We start from the raw sequence: 17,098 nt of genomic DNA on the forward strand, positions 1-17,098 counted from the left end.
CGCAAGGCAAGCGGCAGGCAACGTCTGCGTCCGTTCAGTCGAAGAATTGACGTCCGCCGCCGCGAAGCGCCTCTCCACTGCCATGGACCGAAGTCTTTTGCGGGAATTGAAAGCTCGGGCATCTGAAGGCGTTGCGAGTTTGTTAATGGGGGGCGCCCTAGCGCAGGCGGTGAAGCCCGAGATGTCACCAGTTTGACAGTGCCGGCGCCGGCTCCGGTGTGCTGGCGTCGAAAGCAGTCTTCCCTATCCAAGGACTGGTAGGTACCATCGGCGCGCGGCGCGCCGGCTCACCGAATCAAAAAGCTAGCCGCATTCAGACGCGGCCGCGGAAACTAGGTTCCGTTGCTCGACTTCAGCATCGCGCTCACCACCATCATGTGCGAAACACAGCGACTGCCGCGCGCAACTGTCCGGCCTGGTCCTCTAGCATGCCGGCCGCCGCGCTCGCTTGTTCGACAAGTGCCGCGTTCTGCTGAGTGACTTCGTCCATCTGTGAGATCGCTTGGTTGATGTGATCGATACCGCGACTTTGTTCGAGAGACGCCGATGCGATCTCGCCCATAATGTCGGTCACGCGCTTAATGGCAGAACCGACTTTTTGCATCGTCTCGCCGGCGTCGGCGGCAAGTGCGGCTCCCACCTGTACTCGCGAGCCCGAAGTGTCTATCAATTGCTTTATCTCCTTGGCGGCAATTGAGGAGCGCTGCGCGAGGCCTCGAACTTCACTTGCTACCACCGCAAAGCCGCGCCCTTGCTCGCCTGCCCGCGCCGCTTCGACCGCCGCATTGAGCGCCAGGATGTTGGTCTGAAACGCGATCGCTTCGATGACGCCAATGATCTCTCCGATCTTTCCTGAGTTGTCGCGGATGTCAGTCATCGTCTCAACCACCTTCTGAACGATGAAGGTTCCTTCACGCGCTACCGTGCTAGCGTCGTCAGCGAGACTGCTGGCGTGAGTCGCATGTTCGGCGTTTGCCTTGACCGTCGCAGTCAGCTCTTCCATGCTCGCTGCCGTTTCCTGCAGCGAGGCTGCTTGCTGTTCGGTGCGCGATGAGAGATCCGTGCTGCCTGCTGCCACTTCCCGCGCCCCTGTGCGCACGGCCTCGCTCGACGTTCCGATTGCCGCAACCGTCTTCGCAAGCCTGTCCTGCATCGTGCTCAACCCGCTCAGCAAGTGGCCGATCTCACCGGACGCGGATGTTGAGACATCGCGCGTCAAATCGCCGGCGGCGATGGCTTCACACGCCTTCATCGCTTCGCCGATCGGCGCGAGAACCATGCGCTGAGCGCCGATCCTTATCAGGACAAAAAGCGCGACGACAATCCCGACGGTCATCCCCATCTGTTTTGCGAGCGATGCACGAAACGCGGCGTCGACGTCAGCAAGGTACACGCCGGTCGCAATCACCCAGTGCCACTTCGGCTCGTAGAAGTAGTAGGTGAGCTTGTGCTCAGCAACCGTCGCTCCGGGACGGGGGAAATGGTAGTCGTACAGGCCTTGACCGTTACTTTGCGCGAGGCGCACGAAGTCGCGCCAGATAAATCTGCCGTCCGCCGATTTGAAATCCCCAACGTTCGTGCCGATCATTGAAGAGTTCGGATGCGCCAACATGATCGTGTCCTCGGATTCCGCGAGGAAATAGCCGTCGTCGCCGTAGCGCATGCTAGTGATTTGCTTGAGCACCGTTGCGCGCGCCTGCTCATCTGTGATGTCGCCCGAGGCAACCTTGGCTTGCTCCGCGACTATCAAACTGCGCACTGACTCGGCGAGGTGCTGCAACTCCGTCGCGTGACCCGTAATGAGAGCTTGGCGCAACTGCATTGCAGACCAGACGCTTGACGCGGCGAATGCCAGGCCGATTGCAGCGATCAACACATACAGCCGGAATCTGAGACTTGTTCTTCTTGACATTTTTTTCCTTTAGCCATGGCGACGACATGCCTTGAGGAGGTCGTCTCGTTCTTTGTTTGCCTCAACGGGATGCGGCGTCGACCGAACTTGCCGTCAATGGACACAGCCCTGCATCCGGTGTCGGCGCCCGCCGCTTGTCTACGACAAGTTTTGCAATCACTGAAGATGAACAGATTCTGAACAGACGACGCAAACGTTTAGCCGCTGAGAAATACCTGTCGCAGCCGGTCCTATCGTCAAGTACAGCGGATGGCTATCGCCGACCATTTAGATCGCTGACCAATCGCTTGCCCTTATGCGCTGGACACCTTGCAGGATCATGGAAAAGATGGGGACTGCTCGCCGCTGACGCTGCCGCGAGCGCCCTCTCGCCACAGTAGCAACCTAACTAGCCGCCGGGGTTGACGGATACCGGCTGTCGGGCGCCGAACGTGGCGGGCATCGTCGTCTTTTAACGATCTGGTTAAAGATACTCGCTAACGAGTCGTTATATTGCCTCGGTGGTCAGTGATCCCGTACCCCGTCCCAAGGGCCGCCGACCAGAGGCCTTCAACGAACGTGAGCGAATCCTAGATGCTCTTTGGCACCTACAGCCCCGCGCTGGTCATTTCATCGGTCATTGTTGCCGTCTTTGCGTCGTACACGGCCCTTGACATGGCTGGTCGCATATCAACGGCGACGGCGAGAGCCGAGCCGTGGTGGCTGGGGGGCGGGGCGACTGCAATGGGCATCGGCATCTGGTCGATGCATTTCGTTGGCATGCTCGCTTTCAGCCTGCCGATTGCCACGGGCTACGATACAGGCATCACCCTGCTCTCCCTCGTGATCGCTGTTGCACTGTCGGCGTTTGCGCTTTGGATTGTCTGTCAGCCGACATTGCCCGTGAGCCGGCTGTTCGGGGGGGCGGTCGTCATGGGTGCCGGCGTGGCTTCAATGCACTACACGGGGATGGCCGCCATGCGCATGACGCCGGCAATCCACTACGATTCTTTTATGTTTGCTGCGTCGGTTGCGATCGCCATTGCCGCCTCGGGTGCGGCGTTATGGATCGCGTTCCGGCTGCGTGGAGAAGGCGGACACACTCGCAAGCTTCGGATGGGCGCGGCCCTCGTCATGGGCGCCGCGATCGTCGGCATGCACTACACGGGCATGCTTGCCGCGGAATTCCCGGTCGGCAGCATCTGTCGTGCGGCTAGGGATGGAGCGAGCAGCCTGTGGCTTGCACCGGTGATCATCGTCGGTACGCTCGCGGTGCTGGCTATTGCGCTCATCACGTCCATTCTCGACCTGCGTCTGGAAGCTCGTACGTCGGTGCTCGCAACGTCATTGGCCAACGCGAACCGGGAGCTGAGTCATCTGGCTCTGCACGACAGCCTCACGCAACTGCCGAATCGCGTGCTGCTTGAAGATCGCCTCGACCGGGCAATTGGGGCAGCCGAGCGCCAAGGCGCGATGTTCGCCGTCATGTTTCTCGATCTTGATGGCTTCAAGGCCGTGAACGACGCGTACGGCCACCGCATCGGCGACATACTGTTGCGCGAGGTCGCGCAGCGGCTCGGGAAGGCTGTCCGCGGAGAAGATACTGTCGCGCGCTTCGGCGGAGACGAGTTTGTCGTCATTGCCCCGGTGTTGGAGGCCGCCGATGCGGCCGATGTGGCCCAGCAGATACTTCGCGCGGTCGAAACGCCGGTGACAGCGGGCGGGCATGAACTGCGGGTATCGTGCAGCATTGGAATCGCTATGTACCCCGGCGATGGCCAGGACCAACACGAGTTGCTGTCCAACGCAGACGCTGCGATGTACCACGCGAAAGCGTCTGGCCGCGCGAGGTTTTCTTATTTCGAGACTTCGATGCAACAGGACGTCCACGACCAACTGCAGCTGTTGCACGATTTGCGCAGTGCAATTGCCAGCGGCCAACTTATCCTGCACTACCAGCCGAAGTTTCGCGCGCCGCGCGGCCCGGTGATCGGTGCCGAGGCTCTGGTACGCTGGCAGCACCCTACTCTTGGACTCATCCCGCCAGGAGATTTCATTCCGCTTGCTGAGAAGACAGGTTTGATCGTTCCAATTGGGGAATGGGTGCTCGATCAGGCCTGCCGTCAGATGAAGGCGTGGCTCGACGCTGGAAACGCGGGATGGACGATCGCGGTCAACTTATCGTCGCTGCAATTTGGCCATGCCGGGCTTGTTGACACGGTGTCCGACACGCTCGCGCGACACCAGCTTGCTCCGCAGTCGCTCACTCTCGAAATCACCGAATCGACGGCGATGCGCGACGTTGAGGCGAGCCTTGCCACGCTGGACAAGTTGAACTCAATGGGCGTGAAGATATCGATTGACGACTTCGGCACGGGCTACTCGAGCCTGTTGTATCTGAAGCGTCTGCCTGCCACCGAACTCAAGATAGACCGAGGCTTCGTGCGGGACCTCCCGCAAGACCCAGAAGACGCCGCCATCGTGTCGGCCATTGTCGCGCTCGGACGCACGCTGAACCTGACGATAGTTGCGGAGGGTGTCGAGACGCAGCAGCAGCAAGAATTCTTGACGACGTTGGGGTGCAACTCTTTTCAAGGGTACCTGCTAGGCCGACCGATGAGCGCAGAGAATTTCCTCGAGGCTGCTGCACAGGCCTCAGAACTAACGTCCTAGCCGCCAATTCTGAACGGCGAAGTTCCCTCGCTGCAGCCCGTTCGACGACTCTATTCAGGCTTCGCTGATGATATCTGCGCGGCCGTGCCGGAGGGAACAACGATGCTGCGGCCAGGGCCGCTGATTCCGCGCCGACGAACAGCCTGCAGATGAGCGACAGCTCCTAATTCTTCTTCAAATCGCGATGACAGACTCCGTATTGTTGGCAAGGCAGCCGATCGTTGATCGGTCCGGCGGTGTAGTCGCTCACGAACTGCTATTTCGCGACTCTGCGGACTTCAGCTCAGGCGCTGCAGAGGTTTCGCCAGTACCGCGGCGGTAATCGAGCGTGCATTCGGCGACCTCGGAGTCGACGCAGTGCTCGAAGGGGCAGACGGTGCGATCAACTGCACCGGTGAATTCCTGAACTCGGACTTTCTGGCAATGCTTCCGCCAGAAAGGTTCATCCTCGAAGTTCTCGAAGATACGGAATTGACCCCTGAACTCGGAACTCGGTGCGCAGAGCTGAGGCGGGCCGGGTTCCGCATCGCACTTGACGACGTTCGGTCGGTAACGCCCGACCTCACGAGTTTTCTGCGCCACGTAGACATCGTGAAACTCGACTGGCCTTTCGTCCCGACGGCAGGCGTCGCCGATCTCGTCGCCCATTTCAAGGACCAAAAGAAGATCGTACTCGCTGAGAAAGTCGAAGAGCGTGCCGATCACGAGGTCGCCCTGAAGGCCGGTTGCCATCTTTTCCAGGGATATTTCTTCGCACGACCGCAATTGATGTCTGCGAAGAAGATTCCACCGACATTCGCGGCCGTGTTCCGGGCGTTGAATCTGCTTATCAACGAAGCGACGACAGCGGAGATCGAACGTTGCTTGAAGTCAGCGCCCTCACTCGTGCTGCAGATTCTCCGTCTTGCGAACAGCAGCCGATACAACCGCTCATCGACCGAGGCGATCACTTCGATCGCTCAAGCCGTCACGCGGGTGGGCACCCAGCAGCTCGTTCGCTGGTGCGGCATCCTGCTTTACGGAGAGGTCAGTGCAGGGGCCGGGATAGTCGACCCTCTCATGCAACTGGTGCATCGGCGAGCGGTATTCATGGAACGAGCGGGAAAGTCGCTTGGCATGGACACCGGTTTCTGCCAGGCGGCGTATCTGACGGGCTTGCTTTCGCTCGCACACATTCCCAGCGGGCTGCCGCTGAACGAATTCGTGTCGTCGCTGCCCGTTAGCGATCAGATTCGCCAAGGAATTACCCACCGCGAGGGCGCGTTGGGAGACCTGCTGTCAATCGCAGAATCGCTAGAGCGAGGTCATGCGCTGGACAAAAGCCAAGATTTCGAGACGTTCGGTGCCGAGGTCATTGGGCGACTCGCGCCGCTGTTTTACCAGCCGTAAGCATCTTAGGTGAAAAATGACGTCAAATGTCGGCTTGTTGGGCGGTTGTCGCAATGTGACCGATAGTGCAAGCTTAAGAGCCGGTTTGGGCCGCGGCTCGAGGAACCATAAGCGCTCGCACGTCCTGCAGCGTGACTACGCCCCGACGAGCATGACGGCACCCCTGCTGAGGCGTGCGTTAGGCATCGTCGGTCATCTAAGACTTCAGCACGTCACATCCCGCTGGCTCCAACCTCTCGACTTCTAGACCAAAGCCACACCGTTTGACTGCGGTTGCATTTCGCCGGCATTTCGCACGATAGCACTCATGTCAATGCCCATGCGCAGTTCGTCGGCATTGGAGACGAGGCGACCCGTGGCCGATCGCCGATGCATGCGTTTAGCGCCATCACACAGCAACATAGCTTTGCCACGGTTATGGCTGACCTGGCCAATCTGCTCCGAAGCATTTCCGCAATCTAAAACGCACAGCAAGTCGCGTTTGCGTGCGGGGAAACCTTCGGGCGCGGCCCGGTCGGGCGCTAACGTGCCTCCGCGGGGTGGGCGCAACATTGGCTCAACTGTCATTGCTTCTCAACCAATCGACAAGACTCTCCGGCAAAAGCGGCTTGCTGAAAAAATAGCCCTGGCCTTTCTCACAGCCCAGCGCGCGGACGACGGACGCCTGCGCGTCGCTTTCGACTCCCTCCGCGACCGTGTTAATGTTTAGGCTGACGGCCACACGGACGGTGGCTTCTATCAAGACTCGATGGTGCGCGCTTTCTACTGCCTGGCTGACGAACGACCGGTCGATCTTGACAGTAGCTACTGGTAGCTGGTGCAGGCTCGAAAGCGACGAATAGCCCGTCCCGAAGTCGTCAAGCGCCAAGGTCAGTCCAAGCTCCTTAAGCTGCCGCAACCTGGCCTGGACGGATTCATCCTGCGCGGCCAAGCTCTCCGTCACTTCGAGTTGCAGTTCTGCGGGGTCCATGCCGCTGTCGTGCAGCGTACGGGAAACATAGGCGACAAACCCTCCATCGTTTAACTGAGCGCGAGACAGGTTGACCGCTAGTAGACGGGGTGCGAGCCGCCCCAGGTCTCTCTTCCATGCGACAAACTGGCGGCACGCGGTGTCCAACACAAATTCTCCCAGCGCGCCGATTGCGCCGCATTCCTCCGCGACGCCGATGAATTCTGCCGGCGGCACGACGCCCCGGACGGGGTGGCGCCACCGTACGAGTGCTTCGACAGCGGCCGCATGTGGCGGGAACGCCCGCCGATCTACGGTGAGCTCGAGCATGACTACAGGCTGATAAACGACGAACAGTTCCTGGTCGACGATTGCACGACGCAGATCGTTCTCCATCTGCGCTCGACGCGCCGCGCGCTAGACGTGGGTGCCGAACAGCAAGGACGTCGAACTGGTAGCGGACGGTACGGCCAACTCCGACACGGCGCAAGCGTCAAGTTTGCCTATGACGTGCCGTTAGCTGTGTGAAGCGCCCCTGCCTGGCCAATTCGCTCCATAGCGGCGCCACCAAACAGGCTTCTGCTCAAACAACCCTATGTTCCCTCCTCCCGCTTTGCAATCGGCCGCCTCCGCACAGGGCAGTCCCTGGTCTCAACGGGCCGACCTGTTCATGTTCGCGACGCTGCTCGGTTCTGCACTTGCGGCGTTGATCATCGGCCAACACTACGACGAGACGTCGCTCGCCGTGGCGAGCTGCGCCTCCCTGCTGATCGCGGGCAGCGTCGCGTTCTTCGGGTTCAGAGGAAGCACGGCGTCAAGCATAATGCTGTCGCTGTCAAACGCTGCGCTGGTGGCGGTGCACATCCAATTGGCGCATGGCGCAACTGAATTCCACTTCGGGGTGTTTGTGCTGCTTGGCCTGCTGCTTGTCTATCGCGACTGGCGGCCGATTGTGCTCACCGCAGGCTTCTTCGCCGTGCACCACGTTCTCTTCGACAGGTTGCAAGCGCTCAACTTCCAAGTTTTCTGTACGCAACGGCCGGACTTCTTTCGCGTTGTCGGGCACGCCGCATACGTCGTCCTGCAAACCGCGATTGAGATCGTGCTCGCGCGCCAACTCCAGTTCGCGGCAACGGACGCTGCCGAAGTGTCCACGATCATTCATCGGATCCTCGGCGAGGATCGCGTCTGCCTCGCGGTCGGTGACATCAAGACCACGTCTCCGACGGCTGCCGCGCTTCAAGCGGCAATCACGAAACTGCGGGCAGCGCTGCAGGAAGTCTCAGAAAACACCGCGCAAGTCGAGCGTGCCGCGACGGAAATTGCCCACGGCAATGCCGAGCTGAGTCATCGCACGGAAAGCGGAGCCGAGAGCCTGCAGCAAACGGCCGTCTCCGTGCAGCATCTGACTGCCACCATGGGCCACAACGCGAAAAATGCGCAGCAGGCTAGCAGCCTCGCTAATGCGGCGTCGGCCGTGGCCGGGGAAGGCGGCACTGTAGTGGCAAAGGTAGTAGAAACGATGGGCGCGATCGAACTGTCGGCGAAAAAGATTTCACAGATCACCGGCGTAATCGACGGCATCTCCTTCCAGACCAACATTTTGGCCCTGAATGCGGCCGTCGAGGCGGCACGCGCCGGCGAACACGGCCGCGGCTTTGCTGTTGTCGCCTCGGAGGTCAGGACGTTGGCTCAGCGCTCCGCGACTGCAGCCAAGGAGATCAAGGCGCTGATAGAAGATTCCGTTGACAACGTGACGACTGGGACCCATCTGGCCGGCAGTGCCGGCGAGACTATGCAAGACGTGGTCGAGGGCATCCGCCGTGTGGCCGAAATCATGAGCGAGATCACCACGGCGAGCAACAGCCAGGCGACGGGGTTCGAGCAAGTCAACGCCGCGATCGCGCAAATGGATGAAGGCACGAGGCGTAATGCAGTGCAAGTGGTCGCCGCAGCCGCCGCAGCGACGTCGCTTCACCAGACGACCCGCGAGTTGCGCCGCGTGGTGAGCGTCTTCGAGTTGGACTCGCGAAACCCAACCTAACGCCGGTGGGTTGACGGCTGTTAGAGCTTAGTCGTATGGGCGGCGCCGCCGGCGCTTAGCGACCCTTCTCGGACGTTCGTTGCTGGTTGCCACAAACGTCTCTTGCCGACCCATAACCGCCTTTCGAGCCAGTGCTGAGGCTATGGCCGGTTGCCAGCTCGAACGGACATTCGACCGGTTGAACCTGCCCGCCTTAGCGGACATTCGCCGGTTGACCTCAGCGCGGCTGCTGCAGGTCAACTAGCGGTCATTGGCGAGCTTGTGCAGTCGAACGTCGGCTTCGTCGAGCCGCCAATGGGTTGCAGGCCCTGTCCGGACCTTCAGGCAGTTTTGGCGAATGTCATCACTCTGCTAAACGGCCGCCACATCACGCGGGCGTGCCGGGCGAGAACATGTGTTATACCAATCACAGGTCCGCGCAGGCGCGGAGAGCGTCCTGATATTTGCGGCGTGGGCCTGACTTCCGCGCGAACGCGCCGGTGCTGGGATGTGCGATCGCTCGTTTAGAGCAACCCGCATCACTAACTCAGAATGTGCGGCAAGTGGGGACCATGTGCCGCGCGGCAAGCAAAATGAGCCTCTCACCCAGTGAGTCGCGCCATAGGCGATGCCCGTGTCGGTAAAGCTGCGGACGCACCCAATCCTTGCGTCCGCGCGGCATCGTGCTGAGCCTTCGTCGCAGGTCGGACGTTACCACATCAAAGGCGTGCTACAACCGTCAACTGCGACGCCATCACCTCCTGTCGACGGAATACTTGCCCGGGCCAGTTACGCACAGAAGAAGGAGTCCGCCCATGATGCTGACATTCTTGTAGAAGTTGATCACGTTCGCCGCTCGGTCTGCGCCGGCCATCGTCCAGAAATGATGCCCGATGACCGCTGTGCCTAGGGTGTAAAACGCGAAAAGAAACGCAAGCGGACGAGTATAAAATCCGACGACAATCGCAAGTCCGACAAAGAACTCCATCACGACCGCAACGAGGGCGGAGAGCGCGGGAACCGGTGCGCCTTCCGCTGCCATGTAACCAACCGTGCCCGCAAAACCTGTTAATTTGCTCCAGCCGAAGATCACAAACAGGACCATCAGCAGCACCCGCGCAACCAGGATTAACTCGTCTTTGCGTTGTCCAAAGAGTGAATATCGCATCGTAGTTTCCGTTTGAAAATGGGGGCCGCCGCTGATGCGGAGATAGCCCGAATTTCAATAAAAAGGGAGGCGTTGGACCGCCGCCCCCTAACGCCATCGGTTAACCGGCGATTTTCGCTGCGACCTCGGCCACATGCTTGCCCTGATAGCGCGCGATCTCCAGTTCATTCTGTGACGGTTGCCGGCTGCCATCAGCGCCTGCCAGCGTGGTCGCGCCGTACGGCGTGCCTCCAGTAATCTCATTCATGTTGGTGAGGCCTGCACAGGCATAAGGCACACCCACGATCACCATGCCCTGATGCAACAGGGTGCTGTGAAACGACGTGAGGGTCGTTTCCTGACCTCCATGCTGTGTCCCCGTCGATGCAAAAACGCTGCCGATCTTGCCAACCAGCGCGCCCTTCATCCAGAGGCCCCCCGTCTGGTCAAGGAACGTGCGCATTTGTCCGGCCATATTACCGAAACGCGTCGGCGTGCCGAAGATGATTGCGTCGTAATCGCCCAGTTCGTCCGGTGTCGCGACGGGCGCCTTTTGGTCGAGCTTGGCCCCGTAAGCCGCAGCCTGTTCAGCTGGGATTGTTTCAGGCACGCGCTTGATCGTCACTTCCGTGCCGGGCACGGAACGCGCGCCTTCGGCTACCGCGTCGGCCATCGTCTCGATATGACCGTACATTGAATAATAGAGTACAAGTACTTTTGCCATGACTGCTCCTAGGTAAACGCCGTCCGACGGATTCAAACGGCTGCTTCATTACACTGCGGCTCCGCGCGAACTTTTGGCCTATTGTCCGACCCTGACGAAGCGGCAGTTCCATCCATCAATGCGCAGATACTTCGGCTGCACGCAGGTCAAACACCAGCACCTCAGCGTCCTGCCCGTCGACAAACGACAGGGCTTGTTCGTTTCGTACCCGGACGCCGTCTCCTTCGGACAGCTGGGAACCATTCACCGTCACACGGCCGCGAGCCACATACACGTATGCGTAACGGCCCGGTGCCAGGCTGATCTGCGCAGATTCGGAGCCGTCAAGCAATCCTGCGTACACGCGAGCATCCTGCTGTATCGACAGGGATCCCTGCGCGGCATCGGGCGACAGGATGAGACGCAGCGTGCCGCGCTTCTCTTCTGCGGCGAAGTGCTGCTGCTGGTAACGGGGCATCGTTCCTCGCAGCGCCGGGCTGATCCAGATCTGCAGGAAGTGGACGGGGTTGCTGCGCGAGTGGTTGTACTCGCTATGTGCGACGCCAGTTCCTGCACTCATCAGTTGCACGTCGCCAGGACGGATGACTGAGCCGGTGCCCATTGAGTCTTTGTGCTCCAGCGCGCCTTCTAGTACGTAGGAGAAGATCTCCATGTCGCGATGGGGATGCATGCCGAAGCCCTGACCCGGAGCGACGCGGTCCTCATTGATGACCAGCAGATCAGAGAAGCCCATCTGCTCGGGATCATAGTAATTCGCGAAAGAAAACGTATGACAGGAGCGCAGCCAGCCGTGGTCGGCGCGGCCGCGCTGATTCGCGAGTCGGATGTCAAGCATGAGTCTCTCCTATTAATGCCCGATGCGGCCCAAAGGACCGATCCTCGCTGCGGCTGCCGACGCTAGGAACATCAGCTGCAGCAAACGACGCGTTTCGGACGTTGCGCGACGGGGCCGCCGCAGCGATCCTGCGGCAACCGATATCAGGCTCTCGGCGGCTTAGTCCGCTTTCACGCCTTCGACCTGGATGTTCAGTTGGGTCAGCGTTTTGAACCCGTAGCTGGTGCCCCAGTCCATGCCGTAGTCCGCACGGTCGAATTGCGCGCTGGCGTCCGCACCGCACACTTCACGCTTAATCATCGGATTGACGAAACACTTGAATGAGTCGATCGTGAGCGTCAGCGGCTTCGTTACGCCGTGGAGCGTAAAGTCACCTGAGACGGCGACCGGTGTATCACCGTTGAAGCGGATCGACGTGCCCCTGAACGTCGCGGTCGGGTATTTGCTGACGTCAAGGAACGCGTCTGACTTCACATGCTTGTCAAGCGGCCCGTTACCGGTGTCGATCGACGACGCGTCGATTGTCACATTGACAGTGCCGGTCTTGGCTGCGCGGTCCAGCGTCACGACGCCGCTGCTTTTCGTGAACTTGCCACGCCACACCGAGACACCGCCAAAGTGATCGGTCTCGAAGCTCGGATAAGTGTGCGACGGATCGAGGTTATATGTCGTCGGCGCGGCCATGGACGTGCCAGCCGCCAGTGCGAGAAAGCCCGCTGCGATCAGATGCTTGTTCAAAATCAAACTCCGTGAGGATGGTAATTGGCCGCTTATTGGCCGTTGTAAACGATGTGGAACTTCAGTTGAACGTCGTCAGCCACCAGCGAGGTGTCGGCCCATTCGCCCTGACCGATGCCATATTGCAAACGCTTGATCGGCAACACCCCGTCAAAAACCTGAGCGGCGCCGTCCTTGCGGTACTGCATTGGCACGACGACGGTCGCGCTCCTGCCACGGATCGTCAGCGTGCCAGTGACGGCGTAGCTGCCGTTGGCACCCTGCTGGATCGCCGTGGACACAAAGCTCGCGCGGGGAAAGTCCTTCGCGTCGAACCAGTCCTTGCCCGCCACCTGCGAGTCGTACTCGGCACTCCCGAGGTCGAAGCTTGCGACATCTACATCGAACCGAGCTTTTGAGGTCGCCAGGTTGGCCGGATCGAAATGGACGTTCGCGGTCAGCTTTCTGAACTGGCCGTTGACCGGCACGTTCATCTGTTTGAACGTTGCACTCAGCGTGCTTTTCTCAACGTCAAGGGCAGCCTGCGCAGATGCGGCGAAGGCAGCGGTAGCCAGCGGGACAATGATTGATAACGCGAGCGCCCGAATCCGTTGCATGGGGAACATGGTGAGCCCCAAAAGAGTGAAAGGCTCTAGCGCCCAAAGGGCAGCATCCGTGACAGCAGACGTTGACGGTCGATCAACTGGTGTTTGATCACCGCCAGCAGATGTCCGGCGACGGCGGCCAGCAACGCGTAATCGAGCCAGATATGAATATGTTTGAGCACGGTGGCCGCCGCAGGATCGGCAGCAATCAGCGTGGGCAGCGGCAGCACACCGAGGTAGACCACCTGAATGCCGGCCGCCGAGCTATATAGGTACCCGCTTGCGGGAATCGCGAGCATCAGGAAATAAAGTACGCCATGACCCGCGTGGGCGGCGACTTTCTCCCAGCCGTGCATGCCGTCCGGCAGCGCTGGCGGTTGGTGCGTCGCACGCCAGACCACACGCGCGACCGCGAGACCCATCACCGTGACACCGATCCATTTGTGCCACGAAAAGTAATGCAGCTTCGTTGGCGTAAAGCCGGGAATGTCGGTCATGATCCAGCCAATCGCGAATCCCCAGACGATGAGCGCGGCGGTTACCCAGTGGAGCACCATCGCAATTCCGGTGTACTTGCGCGCAAGCTGCGAGGGTAAATAGTCATTCATCGTCAGGCGTCGTCCTCGGTAGAGCATCGAACTATACGTTCGCCTTCTCATACAAACAATGAGGTAGAATGGATCGTTAATATCGAAAAATTAGATAGGAATGGCAGATAGATCGCCCACGCTGGATCAGTTGAGGGTGTTTCTCGCCGTGGTGGAGAGAGGCAGTTTCTCTGGCGCCGCCGAGGTATTGCATCGCGCACAGTCGGTAGTCAGCTACACAATCGCAAATCTCGAAGCGCAGCTAGGACTGGCATTGTTCGAGCGGTCCCGCCGGCGGCCAGAGTTGACGGAGGCTGGCCGCGCGGTACTGACCGATGCGCGCCGGGTCGATCTCCTGATGCGCGAACTTACTGCGCGGGCGGAGGGCCTAACGAGCGGGCTCGAGGGTGAGGTATCGCTGGCGGTCGATGTGATGTACCCGTCGACCGTGCTGGTGTCGATACTGCAGGCGTTTGCCGCGCAGTTTCCGACGGCTGCGCTAAACCTTCGGATGGAGGCGCTCGGTGGCGTACTCAAGCTGGTGCTGGACGGAGAAAGTGGGCTCGGCATTTCAGGCCCGATCGAAAGCTGGCCGGATCTGATCGACGCGACCGCAGCCGGTTCGGTGAATCTGGAGGCGGTTGCCGCGCCATGTCATCCACTTGCGCAGCACAAGGGCAAAATCCCCGTTGCAGCGTTGCGTGAGCATACGCAACTGGTGCTCTCGGATCGCAGCAGGGTGACCGAGGGAAGGGATTTCAGCGTCTACGCCGCGCATACCTGGCGACTCGGCGACCTCGACGCGAAGCACCGACTCCTGCTTGCCGGGTTAGGCTGGGGCTCGATGCCCGAACATATCGTCGAACACGACATCAGGTCGGGGGCACTGGTGCGTCTCGCGCTGGCGGACCGCACCCACCTGATCTACCCGTTTTCGCTGGTTCGCCGGGTCGACTCATCCCAGGGCCCGGCCACGCAATGGCTGACTGAGCGTTTCGCGGCGCTGGCCCCGGAGTCGTTGCGGGCCAGGATAAGACGCTGACAAGTGACTTCGTGCGGAGTTATCAGCGCCCCATGGAGCCATTTCAAGGGCGGCAGAAAGCGCCACCTGAGGTCCGACACGCGCGACTCCGCGTGCGGGCATAGAGGGGGCAGGGAGCGGCGCATAGGCGCCAGCAGCATCGGGGCTAGAGGGCGAATATACTTTTCAAGTCGTAGGGTCCGTCAGCGTCCGTAGCCACAAGGAGGTCCCAATTGCTCGAGTAGGCGCAGATCGAGCGCCGGATGCGTGCGTGGAAGAAAGGGGACACAGCGGTCCAGACCATCAGCGAGATCCCCGATGCGGGCTTTCGTGTCGACGCTTTACCGGTCGCGTCACCGATACGCCGAGACCGTCTTGAACCAGACGGTCGAGGCATGGGTGGCCTGGCCGGCAATCGACGGCCAACTCAGATATTGCGAGGTCAAACTCATTCGTAATCTGAGCCACTTCGCGCGGTGCATGCGCAAAGCAGGTCTAGCCAGTCGTCACTTCTTTGATGCCGGCACGACGAGCTGGTGAGACAAAGACTCCCGGTTAAAGTGTTCGCCGCCTGTGTAAATGTCCGCACCCACTGTTCATGGGCGCGGGACTGCGGTCGAAGGCTCGAGGACGAGCTATGTCCAGCGCAATCAGAACATCGTGTGTAAGCCAATCCGGGCCGCGGTCTGATTGGAAGAACTGGAAGCCCCGTTAGGGTCCAGCAAACCGTTGATTTGGGCGTTTGCTCCGCTGTTTGCGCGCTGGTAGTCCGCCGAAACATACACCATCGTCCGTTTTGACAGCAAATACTGGATTGCTGCACTGACCTGGTGCGCGTGGTTGTTGCCCACGTCTTCGTTGCCCTTCATGTACATGTATTTTGCGCCAACGAAAATGTCGGGCTGAAGCCTCCACACTCCCCCCGCTTCTGCCATCCACACTCCAGCACCGTTGAAGGAATTGTGAACGGTCGTGAAAAGTGCCTTCGCAGTCAGTGCGCCGAGCGTGTAGTGCATGCCGGCGCCCCAGTTGCGCACGCTCGTCGAGGGCACGCCAGCGGACGGGCCGTACTTTTGGCTGGTGTACGCGGCGCCAGCGCCGAACGGCCCCATCTCATAGTTGAGCCCCGCGCTGACTGCGTTATCGGCGCCGACAGACCCTGCCACGCCACCGAACGCGTACATCACGCCGCCTGACAAGCCAGCGACGGTCGGTGAGCTGTACTTGACCGAGTTTGCGATGGGCTTGCTGCCCGCGGTACGGTCCCAGTCAAATGCGCCGGTTGGATTGTTTGGGAGCGCCAGACGCTGAAATGGGCCGTTGCGAAAGCCGTAGAGACCCGTTAGGTCCATCGAGATAGCGTTTCCCTTTGTAAATAGGGAGTCCACCATGAAATCGTACTGATTCCCGAGTGTGAAACCTCCAAGGCGGTCGCTTTGGATTCCAACATAAGCGTTCCGCGCAAAAAGGCCGGACCCGACAATGCTGCCGTTCGCCATAGAGAACTGATTCACAAGCGAGAACGTCGCCCGGTATCCACCACCGAGATTTTCAACGCCCTGAAGACCGAACAGGTTTGGGGTGAAAATACCATCGTCGTACTTGACGTTTTTCCCTCCGCCCTCATTGCTTACGTAGGTTATCCCCGCGTCCATGAGGCCGAACATTGTCACGCTACTCTGGGCCCACGCACCTTGGGCGAGAACGAGAAATGCGCTTGCTACGAGTCTTACCTTCATTTTTTGTCTCCGTCATTCGATACTGTTCTGTTTGTAGTACTTATCAGCTACATGTCGACTTTCAAAAGCCTTTGCGTGCTGTGTTAGACAGGACCCGTGTCCGCGGTCATCATGTGCTGCGACCCTTCAGAGCCGATGGCTATGCGCAAGCACCAATGAAGACGACCCATGCGTCCGGGTCGATTTCGACAGGAACCGCATCCAGGGATGCACCCTTGCAGGGGCCGTCAATGCACTTTCCATCGTCGAACCTGAAGAGCGCGCTATGGTGAGCGCACATTAGGACCTGCGACCGATAGCAGGAAACCTCTCCGGGCACAAAGTCCAGGGATACAGAAAAATGGGGGCAACGATTTACGTAGGCCCAGACCTTTTCGCCACGCCGGACAACGACGATGGGACGCCCTGGTGACTTGTCGTCGATCACCCGAGCACCACCGTCTGGCACATCGTCGAGACGACACAATTGACTCGCGCTCATCGCTCAAACCCGTCGCTCAGGATTCCCGAGACTCCACTCCCACGGTCGAACCTCTACCCGCGAGAACAACCCCTCTTTCATATACGGATCCTCTCCGACAAAGCGCATGACAGCGTCTATGTCGTCTGCCTCAACGACAAGAAGTGTCCCGTTCATCGCATCACAAAGAGGAACCAGGGTAGGCCCTCCGAGGCGTACGAAAACGCCGTGCTGGGACGCGCTGCGCAAATATTTCCGATGTATCGGTCGTACGCGCTCACGGACCTCACGCATGTCCGGCTTGTCAGTGGCGAAGACTGCGAAATAGCGACGCATTA

General features: G+C 59.9%; 15 protein-coding genes. 4 read left to right on the top strand and 11 right to left on the bottom strand.

The features are described from left to right. Positions 1 to 373 precede the first annotated feature (373 nt). Positions 374 to 1,912, bottom strand: coding sequence for a methyl-accepting chemotaxis protein (locus tag NCR37_RS28425; RefSeq protein WP_284506979.1), 1,539 nt, complete (start codon positions 1,910 to 1,912; stop codon positions 374 to 376). Positions 1,913 to 2,485: 573 nt separating this feature from the next. On the opposite strand from NCR37_RS28425, the gene NCR37_RS22265 reads away from it, so the two are divergent. Together NCR37_RS22265 and NCR37_RS22270 are read left to right on the top strand one after the other, a co-directional pair. Then, entirely contained in the window at positions 2,486 to 4,564 is a 2,079-nt protein-coding gene (locus NCR37_RS22265) for a putative bifunctional diguanylate cyclase/phosphodiesterase (protein WP_250474987.1), read from the top strand. A 357-nt stretch (positions 4,565 to 4,921) separates the two neighbouring features. Then, positions 4,922 to 5,953: an EAL and HDOD domain-containing protein gene (locus NCR37_RS22270; RefSeq protein WP_250474988.1), complete on the top strand. Its 1,032-nt coding sequence runs from the start codon at positions 4,922 to 4,924 to the stop codon at positions 5,951 to 5,953. 556 nt (positions 5,954 to 6,509) lie between these two features. Here NCR37_RS22270 and NCR37_RS22275 read toward each other — a convergent pair. Beyond that, positions 6,510 to 7,298 carry a putative bifunctional diguanylate cyclase/phosphodiesterase gene (locus NCR37_RS22275; RefSeq protein ID WP_250474989.1) on the bottom strand — a complete coding sequence of 263 codons (789 nt, stop codon included), beginning with the start codon at positions 7,296 to 7,298 and terminating at the stop codon, positions 6,510 to 6,512. Positions 7,299 to 7,572: 274 nt separating this feature from the next. Between NCR37_RS22275 and NCR37_RS28430 the strand changes: the two genes are divergently transcribed. Further along, positions 7,573 to 8,946 (top strand): methyl-accepting chemotaxis protein, encoded by a 1,374-nt coding sequence (locus NCR37_RS28430; RefSeq protein WP_284506980.1) that lies wholly within the window; start codon positions 7,573 to 7,575, stop codon positions 8,944 to 8,946. A gap of 733 nt (positions 8,947 to 9,679) precedes the next feature. Here NCR37_RS28430 and NCR37_RS22285 read toward each other — a convergent pair. The 6 genes from NCR37_RS22285 to NCR37_RS22310 form a co-directional block, all read right to left on the bottom strand. Further along, positions 9,680 to 10,093, bottom strand: coding sequence for a DoxX family protein (locus NCR37_RS22285; protein ID WP_250474990.1), 414 nt, complete (start codon positions 10,091 to 10,093; stop codon positions 9,680 to 9,682). Positions 10,094 to 10,193: 100 nt separating this feature from the next. Then, complete coding sequence (gene wrbA / locus NCR37_RS22290; protein WP_250474991.1) at positions 10,194 to 10,796, bottom strand: NAD(P)H:quinone oxidoreductase; 603 nt, start codon at positions 10,794 to 10,796, stop codon at positions 10,194 to 10,196. Positions 10,797 to 10,911: 115 nt separating this feature from the next. Continuing rightward, complete coding sequence (locus NCR37_RS22295; RefSeq protein ID WP_250474992.1) at positions 10,912 to 11,631, bottom strand: pirin family protein; 720 nt, start codon at positions 11,629 to 11,631, stop codon at positions 10,912 to 10,914. Between the two features lie 159 nt (positions 11,632 to 11,790). Further along, positions 11,791 to 12,315, bottom strand: coding sequence for a YceI family protein (locus NCR37_RS22300; RefSeq protein ID WP_250475186.1), 525 nt, complete (start codon positions 12,313 to 12,315; stop codon positions 11,791 to 11,793). Between the two features lie 86 nt (positions 12,316 to 12,401). After that, complete coding sequence (locus NCR37_RS22305) at positions 12,402 to 12,965, bottom strand: YceI family protein (RefSeq protein WP_250475187.1); 564 nt, start codon at positions 12,963 to 12,965, stop codon at positions 12,402 to 12,404. Positions 12,966 to 13,000: 35 nt separating this feature from the next. After that, positions 13,001 to 13,561, bottom strand: coding sequence for a cytochrome b (locus NCR37_RS22310; RefSeq protein WP_250474993.1), 561 nt, complete (start codon positions 13,559 to 13,561; stop codon positions 13,001 to 13,003). Between the two features lie 100 nt (positions 13,562 to 13,661). Here NCR37_RS22310 and NCR37_RS22315 point away from each other — a divergent pair, with 100 nt between their 5' ends. Next, complete coding sequence (locus NCR37_RS22315) at positions 13,662 to 14,582, top strand: LysR family transcriptional regulator (protein WP_250474994.1); 921 nt, start codon at positions 13,662 to 13,664, stop codon at positions 14,580 to 14,582. Between the two features lie 629 nt (positions 14,583 to 15,211). Here the strand turns inward: NCR37_RS22315 and NCR37_RS22320 are convergent. From NCR37_RS22320 to NCR37_RS22330, 3 genes are all read right to left on the bottom strand, one after another. After that, positions 15,212 to 16,300 (bottom strand): porin, encoded by a 1,089-nt coding sequence (locus tag NCR37_RS22320; RefSeq protein WP_250474995.1) that lies wholly within the window; start codon positions 16,298 to 16,300, stop codon positions 15,212 to 15,214. 139 nt (positions 16,301 to 16,439) lie between these two features. Beyond that, entirely contained in the window at positions 16,440 to 16,781 is a 342-nt protein-coding gene (locus NCR37_RS22325; RefSeq protein ID WP_250474996.1) for a Rieske (2Fe-2S) protein, read from the bottom strand. A gap of 3 nt (positions 16,782 to 16,784) precedes the next feature. Then, positions 16,785 to 17,096 carry a YciI family protein gene (locus NCR37_RS22330; protein WP_250474997.1) on the bottom strand — a complete coding sequence of 104 codons (312 nt, stop codon included), beginning with the start codon at positions 17,094 to 17,096 and terminating at the stop codon, positions 16,785 to 16,787. Between the last annotated feature and the right edge of the window lie 2 nt (positions 17,097 to 17,098).

The sequence above is a fragment of the Caballeronia sp. GAFFF1 genome (assembly GCF_023630705.1).
Taxonomy (GTDB): Bacteria; Pseudomonadota; Gammaproteobacteria; order Burkholderiales; family Burkholderiaceae; genus Caballeronia.

Coding starts and splice junctions, on each gene's coding strand:
- NCR37_RS22320 (WP_250474995.1), bottom strand. CDS start 16,300: ATGAAGGTAAGACTCGTAGCAAGCGCATTTCTCGTTCTCGCCCAAGGT.
- NCR37_RS22300 (WP_250475186.1), bottom strand. CDS start 12,315: ATGGCCGCGCCGACGACATATAACCTCGATCCGTCGCACACTTATCCG.
- NCR37_RS28425 (WP_284506979.1), bottom strand. CDS start 1,912: ATGTCAAGAAGAACAAGTCTCAGATTCCGGCTGTATGTGTTGATCGCT.
- NCR37_RS22325 (WP_250474996.1), bottom strand. CDS start 16,781: ATGAGCGCGAGTCAATTGTGTCGTCTCGACGATGTGCCAGACGGTGGT.
- NCR37_RS22330 (WP_250474997.1), bottom strand. CDS start 17,096: ATGCGTCGCTATTTCGCAGTCTTCGCCACTGACAAGCCGGACATGCGT.
- NCR37_RS22295 (WP_250474992.1), bottom strand. CDS start 11,631: ATGCTTGACATCCGACTCGCGAATCAGCGCGGCCGCGCCGACCACGGC.
- NCR37_RS22265 (WP_250474987.1), top strand. CDS start 2,486: ATGCTCTTTGGCACCTACAGCCCCGCGCTGGTCATTTCATCGGTCATT.
- NCR37_RS28430 (WP_284506980.1), top strand. CDS start 7,573: ATGTTCGCGACGCTGCTCGGTTCTGCACTTGCGGCGTTGATCATCGGC.
- NCR37_RS22310 (WP_250474993.1), bottom strand. CDS start 13,561: ATGAATGACTATTTACCCTCGCAGCTTGCGCGCAAGTACACCGGAATT.
- NCR37_RS22315 (WP_250474994.1), top strand. CDS start 13,662: ATGGCAGATAGATCGCCCACGCTGGATCAGTTGAGGGTGTTTCTCGCC.
- NCR37_RS22285 (WP_250474990.1), bottom strand. CDS start 10,093: ATGCGATATTCACTCTTTGGACAACGCAAAGACGAGTTAATCCTGGTT.
- NCR37_RS22275 (WP_250474989.1), bottom strand. CDS start 7,298: ATGGAGAACGATCTGCGTCGTGCAATCGTCGACCAGGAACTGTTCGTC.
- wrbA (WP_250474991.1), bottom strand. CDS start 10,796: ATGGCAAAAGTACTTGTACTCTATTATTCAATGTACGGTCATATCGAG.
- NCR37_RS22305 (WP_250475187.1), bottom strand. CDS start 12,965: ATGCAACGGATTCGGGCGCTCGCGTTATCAATCATTGTCCCGCTGGCT.